Origin of the sequence: Micromonospora cabrerizensis, from assembly GCF_022230955.1 — a bacterium.
GTDB classification, from domain to species: domain Bacteria; phylum Actinomycetota; class Actinomycetes; order Mycobacteriales; family Micromonosporaceae; genus Micromonospora; species Micromonospora cabrerizensis.
Genome location: NZ_JAKKFI010000034.1, coordinates 26,060 through 38,240, shown reverse-complemented (window position 1 = coordinate 38,240; position 12,181 = coordinate 26,060). Strand labels below are relative to the sequence as shown.

At 72.9% G+C, this 12,181-nt stretch carries 9 protein-coding genes; 4 read left to right on the top strand and 5 right to left on the bottom strand.

Annotated features, from left to right (window positions below; all coding sequences use genetic code 11):
* Positions 1-4: 4 nt before the first annotated feature.
* Together LADH09A_RS03445 and pdhA are read right to left on the bottom strand one after the other, a co-directional pair.
* Positions 5-994, bottom strand: a complete 990-nt coding sequence (locus LADH09A_RS03445; protein ID WP_238643270.1) for an alpha-ketoacid dehydrogenase subunit beta — start codon at positions 992-994, stop codon at positions 5-7.
* Positions 994-2,169: a pyruvate dehydrogenase (acetyl-transferring) E1 component subunit alpha gene (gene pdhA, locus LADH09A_RS03440; protein ID WP_238643269.1), complete on the bottom strand. Its 1,176-nt coding sequence runs from the start codon at positions 2,167-2,169 to the stop codon at positions 994-996. Before pdhA ends, LADH09A_RS03445 begins: the two co-directional genes overlap by 1 nt.
* A 522-nt stretch (positions 2,170-2,691) precedes the next feature.
* Between pdhA and LADH09A_RS03435 the strand changes: the two genes are divergently transcribed.
* Together LADH09A_RS03435 and LADH09A_RS03430 are read left to right on the top strand one after the other, a co-directional pair.
* The gene (locus LADH09A_RS03435; protein WP_238643268.1) at positions 2,692-3,648 is read left to right on the top strand and encodes a hypothetical protein; all 957 of its coding nucleotides are present in this window, start codon (positions 2,692-2,694) and stop codon (positions 3,646-3,648) included.
* A gap of 65 nt (positions 3,649-3,713) precedes the next feature.
* On the top strand, positions 3,714-4,337 hold the full coding sequence (locus LADH09A_RS03430; protein WP_238643267.1) for a phosphatase PAP2 family protein: 624 nt from the start codon (positions 3,714-3,716) through the stop codon (positions 4,335-4,337).
* Positions 4,338-4,429: 92 nt separating this feature from the next.
* Here LADH09A_RS03430 and LADH09A_RS03425 read toward each other — a convergent pair whose 3' ends face one another.
* Genes LADH09A_RS03425 through LADH09A_RS03415 form a run of 3 tightly spaced genes read right to left on the bottom strand, consistent with a single transcriptional unit; the run spans position 4,430 to position 9,234 of the window.
* The gene (locus tag LADH09A_RS03425) at positions 4,430-5,653 is read right to left on the bottom strand and encodes a hypothetical protein (RefSeq protein ID WP_238643266.1); all 1,224 of its coding nucleotides are present in this window, start codon (positions 5,651-5,653) and stop codon (positions 4,430-4,432) included.
* 57 nt (positions 5,654-5,710) lie between these two features.
* Positions 5,711-7,396, bottom strand: coding sequence for a GTPase (locus LADH09A_RS03420; protein ID WP_238643265.1), 1,686 nt, complete (start codon positions 7,394-7,396; stop codon positions 5,711-5,713).
* Entirely contained in the window at positions 7,393-9,234 is a 1,842-nt protein-coding gene (locus tag LADH09A_RS03415) for a GTPase domain-containing protein (protein WP_238643264.1), read from the bottom strand. The genes LADH09A_RS03420 and LADH09A_RS03415 overlap by 4 nt, the downstream gene beginning before the upstream one ends.
* A 220-nt stretch (positions 9,235-9,454) precedes the next feature.
* Between LADH09A_RS03415 and dnaK the strand changes: the two genes are divergently transcribed.
* Together dnaK and grpE are read left to right on the top strand one after the other, a co-directional pair.
* A complete protein-coding gene (dnaK, locus tag LADH09A_RS03410; RefSeq protein ID WP_238643263.1) occupies positions 9,455-11,332 on the top strand; it encodes a molecular chaperone DnaK in 1,878 nt (625 codons plus the stop codon).
* Positions 11,333-11,380: 48 nt separating this feature from the next.
* Positions 11,381-12,139, top strand: coding sequence for a nucleotide exchange factor GrpE (gene grpE, locus LADH09A_RS03405; protein WP_238643262.1), 759 nt, complete (start codon positions 11,381-11,383; stop codon positions 12,137-12,139).
* Positions 12,140-12,181: the final 42 nt, after the last annotated feature.

The following is a 12,181-nucleotide window of genomic DNA, read 5'->3' as shown; positions in this document are numbered from 1 at the left end:
TCGATCACCAGCCGAAGGTGCGGTCGACGGCGTCGAGCACCCGGTCGAGGTCGGGCAGGTACTCCTCCTCCACCCGGGCGGCCGGGTAGGGGGTGTCGAAGCCGGTCACCCGCAGCACGGGCGACTCCAGGGAGTAGAAGCACTCCTCGGTGATCCGGGCGGCCAACTCGGCGCCGAGACCGATGTTGGACGGCGCCTCGTGCACCACGACCGCGCGGCCGGTGCGCTTCACCGACTCGTACGCGGCGCGCAGGTCCAGCGGGGACAGCGAGCGCAGGTCGATGACCTCCAGCTCCCGGCCGTCCTCCGCGGCGGCGGTCGCCGCCTCCAGGCAGGTGCGCACCATCGGCCCGTAGGCCAGCACCGTCACGTCGGTGCCGGGCCGCACGACCCGGGCCGAGTGCAGGGGGTACGCCTCGGACAGCGGGGCCTCCAGGTCGACCTGACCCTTCTCCCAGTAGCGCCGCTTGGGCTCCAGGAAGACGATCGGGTCATCCGAGGCGATGGCCTGCTGGATCATCACGTACGCGTCCTGCGGGTTGGAGCAGGTCACGACCTTCAGGCCGGCGGTGTGCGCGAAGTACGCCTCCGGTGACTCGGAGTGGTGCTCGACGGCGCCGATGCCGCCGCCGAAGGGGATCCGGATCACCATGGGGATGCTGAGCCGCCCGCCCGAGCGGTAGTGCATCTTCGCCACCTGCGACACGATCTGGTCGTACGCGGGGTAGACGAAACCGTCGAACTGGATCTCGCAGACCGGCCGGTAGCCGCGGATGGCCAGACCGACCGCGGTGCCGATGATGCCGGACTCGGCCAGCGGGGTGTCGATCACCCGCTGGTCGCCGAAGTCCTTCTGGAGCCCGTCGGTGATCCGGAAGACGCCGCCGAGCTTGCCGACGTCCTCGCCCATGATGATGACCTTGGGGTCGGTCTCCAGGGCGCGGCGCAGGCCGGTGTTGAGGGCCTTGCCGAGGGTGAGCGTCTCCGTGGCCATCAGTGGGCGCTCCCTTCGAAGGACTCCATGTAGCGGTTGAACGTCGCGCGCTGCTCGTCGAGCAGAGGGGACCCGTTGGGGTAGACGTTGTCGAACATCGTCACCGGCTCCGGGTTGGGCATGTTGAGCACCCGCTCGCGCAGGTGCACCGACTCGCGGCGGGCCTGCTCGTCGACCTCGGCGAAGAAGGCCGCGTCGGCGATCTGCTGCTTCTCCAGGAAGGCCTTGACCCGGGTGATCGGGTCCTTGGCCTGCCACGACTCGACCTCGCTGGCGATCCGGTAGCGGGTCGGGTCGTCGGAGGTGGTGTGCGCGCCCATCCGGTAGGTGTACGCCTCGATCAGGCTCGGGCCCTGCCCGTGCCGGGAGTTGTCCAGCGCCGTGCGGGTCACCGCGTACGAGGCCAGCACGTCGTTGCCGTCCACCCGTACGCCGGGGAAACCGAAGCCGGCGGCCCGCTGGTAGAGCGGAACCCGGGTCTGCCGCTCCAGCGGCTCGGAGATCGCGTACTGGTTGTTCTGGCAGAAGAAGACCAGCGGCGCGTTGAACACGCTGGCCCAGACGAACGCCTCGTTCACGTCGCCCTGGCTGGTGGCCCCGTCGCCGAAGTACGCGATCGCGGCCTCGCCGTCGTCGGTGCCGATCTTGCCGTCCATGGTGATGCCCATGGCGTAACCGGTGGCGTGCAGGGTCTGCGCACCGATGACGATCGTGTACATGTTGAACTTGAACTCGTTCGGGTCCCAGCCGCCCTGGTCGACACCGCGGAACAGGCCCAGCGGCATGATCGGGTCGATGCCCCGGCAGTAGAGGACGCCGTGCTCCCGGTAGGTCGGGAAAGCCATGTCCTGCGAGCGCAGCGCCCGCCCGGAGCCGACCTGCGCGGCCTCCTGGCCGAGCAGGCTGGCCCAGAGGCCCAGCTCGCCCTGGCGCTGGAGGGCGGTCGCCTCGGCGTCCAGCTTGCGGACCATCACCAGATCGCGGTAGAGGCCGCGGTACTCCTCGTCGGTGAAGTCCACGCGGTACTCGGTGCCGTCCGGCCCGGTGGCGCTGTCGATCCGCTCACCGTCGGGGGTGAGTAGCTGCACCAGCTCCGGATTACCGGCCGCGCCCTTCTTGGAGCGGGGTGCAGGCCGCCTGCTGCGGGTGGTGCCCCCGGGGTCGCCCTTTGCCATCGGTCTCTCCCTGTCGTGTCTGCGTCGGCACCGGGGGGTCACCCGGCCGCGCAACTCGTGCGCCTGCCCGGCTGCTGCCGGACCGGTTCCTGGCGGCCGCGCCTAGCCCCGGTGGGGGTTGCCGCACGGCGTGAGCCGGGTTCTGGCCGAACCCGGATCGGGAGTGCCGGCGCTCAACCGCGCCTGCCGCGAGGGTGCGCGGAGGTCACGGCTGCGTTGCCGTCGTGCTCCATATTCGCAGAGCAGGTGAGCGCGCCCACAGTACGCCCGCCCCGCATTGCGACCGCCCACGCTTTGCCAGCGTTTGTCGCCATCATGCCGGCCTGCGTTTCGAGGGCGTTCCGGCGATGATTCGTCACCGTTCGGTCAGCACCGCGTGTCGACACGCGGTGCATGTTGGACGACGGAGGGTCACTACGTAAGGCTGATTCCCGCAGGATCGCGCCTATCGAGTTAATTGCCGGCTTCCGGGCTGGCGGCGTCCATCCATGTCCTCCGACGGCTGACGACAAGGGGTGTGCGGTGCACGAGCCAGGTGACGGTCCCGGCACACCAGCTCTCGGCCGGCACCGGTCTCCGGGCGGGTACCGCCGGGTGGTCGGTGTGCACCGCGCCCCCGGCGCCGGCGGTCCCACCCGGGGTTACCTGCTCACTGTCGCGCTGCTGGCCGGCACCGCGTCGATGCCGATCCTCGCCGCGATCAGCGCCGGCTCAGCCACTCCGGGCAGCACCGCGCTGCCGGACAGCAGCATCCCGTTCATCCCGACCCCGTCGGTCGGGCCGGTGCTGATCCCGCTGCCGATGACCAGCCAGCCGGCACTCGCACCCCCCGGCACCCCCAGTGTCGGCCCCACCAGCGGCTGGCTGCCCGCCGCTCCCCGGCGTACCCGGGAAGGGCCGGGGTCGGGGCCCACAGTGACCGACCTGGGCCCGGCCCGGCGGGCGCCTCACCCGCCGGTGGCGCCGAAGCCGCCCCGGGGCACCTCACCGGCCGTCACCCCGCCCGTCCCCCCGTCGTCACCCACCGGTTCGCCGACCGACCCCGGCACGACCGAGCCGGACCCGACCGGCTCGCCGGGCACCGATCCGACTCCGAGCCCCAGCCCGACCCCGACCGTGACGCTGGACCCGACGCCCACGCTGGATCCGACGCCCACGGTGGACCCGACGCCGACGCTGGATCCGACGCCGACGCTGACTCCGACCTCCACGCTGGGGCCGACGTCCACTCCGACGGACGCCTCGACCGCCACCGCCGTCCCGACCTGCACCCGGTCCGTGCCGGTCACCACCCCCGTGCCGACCAGCACCTGGTCCGTTCCGGCCACCAGGCCCGCGCCGCCCGCCACCCCCGCCGTGCCGACGAACCGGCCCAGCCCGGTGGTCCCGTCGTCTCCGACCGATCTTCCGACGTTCGCGGTCGGCCTGGCATCGCTGGCCGGACCGGCGCACCCCACGGTGTCCCCGGCGGTACGGTGACGAACAGGCGCGGCCCATCCGGTGCCGGCGGTGTTCGGCGGTAGGCGCATACCGGAGGGGGTGGCGTGGGCGGCGGTACCGAACTCCGCCCGGTCACCAGCCCACCCGGCCCGGGGCGGCGGATCGCCCGACTGGTCACCGAGATGACCGCGCCGGCCGTGCTCGTGTCGTTGCTGATCATCACGGTGAGCTGGCACAGCGCACGCCGCCCGGGTCAGGGCCTCGTCTGGGGTCTGCTCGCCACGATCTTCGTCACCGGCATCCCGTTCGCCTACATCGTCGGCGGGGTACGTCGTGGCCGGCTCACCGACCATCACATCGGCCGTCGGGAGCAGCGCCGGGTGCCGCTGCTGGTCGGCCTCGGCTCGGTCGCGGGAGGGCTCGCCCTGCTCACCGTGCTCGGCGCACCCCGCCCGTTGCTGGCGCTGGCGGTGGCCGGGCTGGTCGGCCTCGTGGTCGCCGTTTCGGTCAGCCACTGGTGGAAGATGTCGATCCACTCGGCGGTGTCCGCCGGCACCCTGGTCATCCTGACGGTGACGTTCGGGGCGCGCGTGCTGGCCGCCGCCCCGCTGCTGGCGTTGGTCGGCTGGTCCAGGGTGCGGCTGAGGGACCACACGGTGCCGCAGGTGCTCGCCGGTGGTGTGCTCGGCGCGCTGATCGCCGCAGCGGTCTTCGGCCCGCTGCGCTGAGACCGCCCCGCAGGCGCTGGGCCGGGCCGCTGAACCGGCCGCAGGCGCCGGGCCGAGGCGGGCGGCACGTTGCCGCCCGGCCTCGGGTGTCGTCAGGCCCCGTCGTCGGCGAGGCGGTGCCGGTTCGCCTCGATCCACGCGTCCAAGGCGGCCGGGTCGTCCGGGTCCACGCCGTCGGCCATCAGCTGCGCCACCGCGGCGGTGGCCGCGCTGCGTCGCTCACCCGTGGAGTACAGGCGCGCGAACTCCGGCACCATCTCCTCGATCGCCTCGTCGGTGCGCGTCGCCGCCGCCTCGGGCAGACCACGCTGGCGGGACGCGTACCGCGCCCAGGCCCGCAGCACCCGGGGCAGCATGGCCGCGTCGTCCATGTCCAGCACGGCACGGCGGTGCACCCAGTCGAGCAGGAAGAGGCCGGACACCGCCGGGCTCCAGCGCATCGGGTCGGCGTCCGGGAAGGTCGCCGAGTGGTCCAGCAGCAGGCTCAGGCAGAAGTGCAGCGAGGCCAGCTCCGGGCCGTCGACGGAATCCAGCCCGAAGCGGGTGGCCTCCGGCGCGGCGAGGAACCGCCGGACCAGGTCGGTGCGCTCGGCGGCGGTGGGTGGCTCGACCTCCGCCGGGCCGGTCGGGTCGGCGGCGGTGGGCAGCAGCGCCAGCCGGGCGCCGACCAGCGCCCGGTCGGTGGCGAGGGAACCCTCGCCGGGCAGCTCGCTCAACTCGTCGGTCACCGCGAGGTGGCGGGCCACCTCGCCGCGGAGCCGGGCCGGATTCTCGGTACGGAACCAGGTCAGCTCGTCGTCCGCGCACATCTGACGGACCTGGTCCAGGATCCGTTCGGCCGGCCCGCCGACGAAGATGTCCTTGGTGATCCCGATGTTGTGGTCCACCAGGGCCACCAGCGCGTGCTCCGAGCCGCCGGACGCGTCGTCGTAGGCGAACGTGGCGAGGTAGGACGTCTGGTCGCCGTACACGTCGCCGTACGCCCAGGTGCCGGTCAGGTGCACCCGGCCGAGCTGACCGGCCCAGCTGGGTGCCTGGCTGCCCGGACGCACCCGGTCGGTGCCCTCGGCGTCCGGGACGAGCGTGGCGAAGACCTGCCGGATGGTGGTCGCGGCCGCGACCCGGCGACGGGCGGTGGCGGCGAGAAACCCGGTGACGAACTCCCGTACGGCGGTGTCGCGGTCGGTCTCCGCGATCGCGTAGACACTGCCCAGCAGCGCGCTGCCGAGCATCTCGGCGTCGAGGGCGGACTCCAGCTTGGTCACGTCGCGTGCGGCGTGCAGCACCGCGTCGTAGGGGGTCTGAGGCGTGGCCATGCTCCGACCCTACGCCGCCCGGGGCGTACAACGAGGGGTAGCGAGTCGTGCGGAGCGTCAGCGGCGGGCGGCATCCTTCAACGCGTCGCGTGCCTGCGCGTACGAGCCGAGCACGACCCGCACGGGTGTGAGCACGTACTCCTCGCCCACTCGGGCGACCTTCGCGGTCAGGCGTTGCTCGGCGCGCGCCCGCGCACGCCGGGCGGCCCAGCGCACCACCGGTCTGGTCAGCGCCGCCAGCAACAGCCCGGCCAGGAGGCCGCCGAGCAGCAGCAGGGTCGGCAGTGGCACCTGCCCGACCATCGGGTTGTCCAGTGCGGGCAGGCCGAGTGCCCGCAGCGCGTAGCCGAGCACCAGCCAGCCCAGACCGACCACGGCAGCCAGGGTGACCAGCCACTGCACACCGCCGACGACGCGCCACCACACCGGTCGACGGCCGAGGCCGAGGTCGGTGCCGGCGATCGTGCGGTCCAGCGCGTCCGGCAGGTCGCCGAGGCGGGACCGGGCGGCGGCGGTGACCGCGCCGGGCCAGGCGGCGGGCAGGTCGGCGGCGGCCCGGTCGGCGACCGCGCGGATCGCCAGGCCCAGGGCGGAGCGTTGGGCGGCCGTCGGGTCCGGCACGGCGGTGGCCGCGACCAGGCTCTCCGCCGGGTCGGCCCCGGCGTCGACCGGGCCGGGCAGGTGCAGCCGGCGCAGCGGGTCGGGTCGCAACCGCCGCCAGCCCCGGACCAGGGGCCAGCCGGTGGCCGCGACGGCCCGGTGCCGGTACGCCTGCTGCACCGCCTCGGTCACCGCCGGCACGCCGGCAGCGCCGGCCAGGGCCCGGTTCAGCCCGTCGACGGTCGAGTCGTCCGGCCCACCGGCCGGTCGGGCCGAGCCGACCAGCTCGTCGAGCCCGGCGACGACCGTGTCGACGTCACCGGCGAGGCGACGCAGCGCGGCCTGCCGCTCGGCGACGGTCCGCTCCAGGGCCCCGCGCAGCCCGACCATGCCGGCCGGGTCGATGGCCGTGGTGGACAGCAGGGGCACCCCGGTCAGCCCGTCCGTGTCGAGCAGTCGGCGCAGGTCGTCCAGGACTCGGGGCACCTCCGCCGGGGGCAGCCGGTCGGCCTGGTTGAGCACGACCAGGGTGACGTCGCGGTGGCGGTGGAACTCGCGCAGGTAGCTGTCGTGGATGACCCGGTCGGCGTACTTCTGTGGGTCGACCACCCAGACCACCTGGTCGACCAGGCCGAGCAGCCGGTCCACCTCCAGTCGGTGGGACCGCTGCACCGAGTCGAAGTCTGGCAGGTCGAGCAGGATCAGCCCGTGCAGCGCCGTCTCGTCGTCCGCGTCCAGGGCGCTCTCCCGGACGAAACGGTGTCGGGGCAGCACGCCGATCCAGTCGAGCAGCCGGTTGGCGCCCTCCAGTTGGCCCCACACGCAGGCGTGGGTGACGCCGGTGGTCGGCCGGCGGACCCCGACCGGTGACAGCTCCAGCTGGGCCAACGCGTTGAAGAGGCTGGACTTGCCGCTGCCCGTCGCGCCGGCCAGGGCGACCACGGTGTGGTCCCGGGAGAGCGCGAGTCGGGTGCCGGCCCGCTCGACCAGGGTGTGCGCGGGCACCAGCTCGGCGTCCGGCAACAGGCCGTCGACAGCGGTCAGGAACCGGCGTACCGCGTCCAGTCGGGCGATCAGCGCGTCGGCGTCGACCCGCTGGTCTCCGCGGAACGCCTCGCGTACCCGGCCGGTGATGTTCGTCACCGCGAACCCTCCTCGTCGGTGACCGGCGGGGTGTTGCCGGCGGCGGAAAGGCCGCTGCGGTGCCGGGCCAGCTCGACCCGCCCCGCGGCCCGGCGCAGGCCGTCGCCGACGTCCGCGGCGGGGCGGGCGTCCGCGGTGCGGCTCAGGAAGCGGTCGGCCTCCGCGTCGAGCAGCGTCCGCACCCGGTCCAGCAGGTCGGTGCGGGCCTTGGCGGCGAGGGTACGCACCGCCTGGTCGCCGAAGATCGCCTGGAGTACGGCCTGCGCGGCGACCGTGGTGCCGGCCCCGGTCGCCACCTCCAGCCCGGTCGGGATGAACGCGGTGGAGGCGAACACGGCGATCATCACGGCCAGCCCGGTGGCGTTGACCGCGTACGCGGCGGTGCGGGCCACGAACCGTTTGTCCCCGCCCTCGACCCGGACCAGCTCCAGCACGCCGCGCTGCCAGTCCCGGACCATCCGCTCGGCGCGTTCGGGCAGGTCGGCGCTCGGGTGGGCGAGCGCGGGGTCGAGCAGGTCGGTGCCCGCGGGGTGTGCCTTCCACCCGGTGTACGCGGATTCGGCGGCCTCCGAGGCCACCCCGCGCAGCAGTGTCACCAGTTGCGACTCGATGGCGTTGCGGAGTTCGACGGAGGGTGCCGGCCGGCCGGTGACGGCGGCCACGACCCGGTCCCGCAGGCGGCCGATCCGCGCCTCCAGGGTGCGGAACAGCTCGCCGGTGCCGACGAACTCCTGCCAGCGGGCGAGCACCTCACCCCGGAGCAGCCGACCGTCCTGGAGCCCCTGCTCGACGGTGCGCTCGGCACCCCGGTACGCGGCCCGGACCCGTTCGTCCAGCCCGTCGGCGGCGGCGAGCTGCTCGTCGGCGGCGTCGGCCAGCTGCTCGACGGCGGGGTGCAGGGCGGCCAGCGCCCCGTCCAGCGTCTGACGGACCACGGCCGCCCGGGCGTCGGCGTCGCCGGCCAGCCGGGCGAACCAGTCGGCCAGCGACGCGGTGACCCCCTCGGGCAGCAACCCCTGCCCGTCGACCCAGGTCTCCGGCAGCACGAACAGCGGCGCCCGGCCGAGGCCCTGGTCGGCGAGCATCTCGGTCAGGTGCGCGGCGATCTCGTCGGTGGCCTCGGCGGGCACCCGGTCCAGCACCATGGCGATCACCGCGCCTCGCGCCCTGGCGCTGCGCAGCAGCTCCCAGGGCACCGCGTCGGCGTACCGGGCTGCGGTGGTGACGAAGAGCCAGAGATCGGCGGCGGCGAGCAGTTGGGTGGCGAGCGCCCGGTTGGCGTCGACCACCGAGTCGATGTCGGGCGCGTCGAGGAAGGCCAGCCCGGCGGGCAGGGCCGGCGCGGTGACGAGGTGCAGGGCGCGCGGATCGTCGCTCGGCTCGGTGGTGCGGGTCAGGCCGGGCAGCAGGTCACCCTGTCGAAACCAGGCCGCGTCGGACGGGTTGCAGACCAGCACCGGCGACCGGGTGGTCGGTCGGAGCACCCCGGCGGCGCTGACCCGGGCCTTGACCAGGCTGTTGACCAGGGTCGACTTGCCCGCGCCGGTGGAGCCGCCGACCACCACGAGCAGCGGGGCGTCCAGTCGGGCGAGCCGGGGCAGCAGATAGTCGTCGAGCTGGTCGGTGAGGGCGGTGGCGTTGTGCCGGGCGGGGCCGGCGGAGGGCAGCGCGAGGGGGTACCGGGTCGCACCGATCGCCTCCCGGAGACCCGACAGCGCGCCGGGGAGGCTGTCGTCCCCGGTGGTGGCGGGCGGCTCCTCCGCGGCGTCCGGCGGGCCGGTGCGGGCTGCGACGGCGGGCGCGCCGGAACGGGTGGCGGAATCGCCGGGCGTCGTCACCGCTAAAGCGTGCCCGACCGATGCAAGGGAAGACAACCGGACGGTAATAACGGGTGGGTTGCGTCGGGTTGACTCAACTCAACTTGACGATTGGCCAACGCGTGGCACTATTGAGTCAAGTTCACTCAACTTGTGGTGGGGCCCGCTGCGGGCGGTGCTCGCCAGGCAGCCGCGGGCAGTGCCCGTCACCTGCACAACCTTACGAAGCGAGGAAGCGAACATGGCACGTGCGGTCGGTATCGACCTCGGCACGACGAACTCCTGCGTCAGCGTTCTCGAGGGCGGTGAGCCCACCGTCATCGCCAACGCTGAGGGGTCGCGGACGACTCCGTCGATCGTCGCGTTCGCCCGCAACGGCGAGGTGCTCGTCGGCGAGGTCGCCAAGCGTCAGGCAGTGACCAACCCGGATCGGACGATCCGGTCGGTCAAGCGCGAGGTCGGCACGAACTGGTCCGTCGACATCGACGGCAAGAAGTACACGCCACAGGAGATCTCGGCCCGGACGCTGATGAAGCTCAAGCGGGACGCCGAGGCGTACCTGGGCGAGCAGATCACCGACGCGGTGATCACCGTCCCGGCCTACTTCAACGACAGCCAGCGCCAGGCCACCAAGGAGGCCGGTGAGATCGCCGGCTTCAACGTGCTGCGGATCGTCAACGAGCCGACCGCGGCCGCCCTGGCGTACGGGTTGGACAAGGGCTCCAAGGAGCAGACCGTCCTGGTCTTCGACCTCGGCGGCGGCACCTTCGACGTGTCGCTGCTGGAGCTGGCCGAGGGCGTCATCGAGGTCAAGTCGACCAGCGGTGACAACCACCTCGGTGGCGACGACTGGGACCAGCGGATCATCGACCACCTGGTCAAGACGTTCCGTGGTGAGCACGGCATCGACCTCGGTCAGGACAAGATGGCCCTCCAGCGCCTCCGTGAGGCCGCCGAGAAGGCCAAGATCGAGCTGTCCGCCGCCACCACGACCAACATCAACCTGCCGTACATCACCGCCGGCGCGGCCGGCCCGCTGCACCTCGACGTGACGCTGAGCCGCGCCGAGTTCCAGCGGATGACGCAGGACCTGCTGGACCGCTGCAAGGGCCCGTTCGAGCAGGCCGTGAAGGACGCCGGGATCAAGATCTCCGACGTCGAGCACGTCATCCTGGTCGGCGGTTCGACCCGGATGCCCGCCGTGACCGACCTGGTCAAGCAGCTCACCGGCCGTGACCCCAACAAGGGCGTCAACCCGGACGAGGTCGTCGCCGTCGGCGCCGCCCTCCAGGCCGGTGTGCTCAAGGGTGAGGTCAAGGACGTCCTGCTGCTCGACGTGACCCCGCTGAGCCTGGGCATCGAGACCAAGGGCGGCATCTTCACCAAGCTGATCGAGCGCAACACCACTATCCCGACCAAGCGCTCCGAGGTCTTCACCACGGCGGACGACAACCAGCCGTCGGTGCTGATCCAGGTGTTCCAGGGTGAGCGTGAGATCGCGGCCTACAACAAGAAGCTCGGCACCTTCGAGCTGACCGGCCTGCCGCCGGCGCCGCGCGGCGTGCCGCAGATCGAGGTCGCCTTCGACATCGACGCCAACGGCATCGTCAACGTGCACGCCAAGGACCTGGGCACCGGCAAGGAACAGAAGATGACGATCACCGGCGGCTCCTCGCTGCCGAAGGACGACATCGAGCGGATGCGCCGGGACGCCGAGGAGCACGCGGAGGAGGACAAGCGCCGTCGCGACGACGCCGAGACCCGCAACGTGGCCGAGGCGCTCCAGTGGCAGACCGAGAAGTTCCTCGCCGAGAGTGGCGACAAGCTGCCCACGGAGAACCGGGAGCAGCTCAACGAGGCGCTCGGCGAGCTGCGAGGCGCCCTCGGCGGCCAGGACATCGAGAAGATCAAGTCCGCGCACGAGCGGCTGGCGCAGGTCTCCCAGCAGGCCGGTTCGCTGCTCTACTCCCAGCAGGCCGAGCAGGGTCAGCAGCCGGGTGGCGAGCCCGGCCCGGGTGCGGCCGGCGCGGCCGGTGCGGCCGGCGCGACCGGCTCCCAGACCGGTGGGGCCGACGACGTGGTCGACGCGGAGATCGTGGACGAGGACGGCAAGAAGTGACCACCGGCCTCGGACACGTATCCACGGCGAAGGGGATGAGGTAGCCGCATGACGCAGAAGCCACGAGCCGCCGACCCGGCCGACACCGGGTCGACGCCGGGTGGCTCCGCGCCCACGGAGCCGACCAACGGCGACAAGGAGCGGGTCGTCATCCGCAACAACCGCAAGCTCATCGACACGTCGGAGCCTGAGGGCACCGCAGCCGACGCCGAGACCGGCGTACCGGCCGAGGGCCTGGTCGAGGACGCCGAGGTGGTGGTCGACGAGATCGAGGTCGAGGTCAACGCGACCGACGGTCCGGAGCCATCCGGCCCGGCGGTGGTGGACGCCCCGGCGCAGCCGGTGGACGGCGGCGGCACGGGCACCTCGCTCGGCGCCGAGCTGGAGGCGCTCCGGGCCGATCTGGACGAGCGCACCAGGGATCTGCAGCGGGTGTCGGCGGAGTACGCCAACTACCGCAAGCGGGTCGACCGGGACCGCAGCCTGGTGCAGGAGCAGGCGACCGGCTCGGTTCTGGCCGCGCTGCTGCCGATTCTGGACGACCTGGACCGGGCCCGGGAACACGGCGACCTGGTCGGGCCGTTCGGCACGGTGGCGGAACAGCTCACCACCGCGCTGGGCAAGTTCGGCCTGAACGCCTTCGGCGAGCAGGGCGACCCGTTCGACCCGACCCGGCACGAGGCGGTCGCGCACCAGACCTCGGCCGACGTCAGCGAGCCGACCTGCGTCCAGGTCATGCGGCGCGGCTACCAGCTCGGTGAGCGGCTGCTGCGCCCCGCGCTGGTCGCGGTCGCGGATCCGGAATAGTGCCAGACAGTGACCGGGCCGTCCCGCCCACCGCGCAGCGGT

Bases quoted from the DNA above. Each gene is read 5' to 3' on its own strand.
- LADH09A_RS03445 (WP_238643270.1), bottom strand. From the start codon at position 994: ATGGCCACGGAGACGCTCACCCTCGGCAAGGCCCTCAACACCGGCCTG.
- pdhA (WP_238643269.1), bottom strand. From the start codon at position 2,169: ATGGCAAAGGGCGACCCCGGGGGCACCACCCGCAGCAGGCGGCCTGCA.
- LADH09A_RS03425 (WP_238643266.1), bottom strand. From the start codon at position 5,653: ATGGCCACGCCTCAGACCCCCTACGACGCGGTGCTGCACGCCGCACGC.
- dnaK (WP_238643263.1), top strand. From the start codon at position 9,455: ATGGCACGTGCGGTCGGTATCGACCTCGGCACGACGAACTCCTGCGTC.
- grpE (WP_238643262.1), top strand. From the start codon at position 11,381: ATGACGCAGAAGCCACGAGCCGCCGACCCGGCCGACACCGGGTCGACG.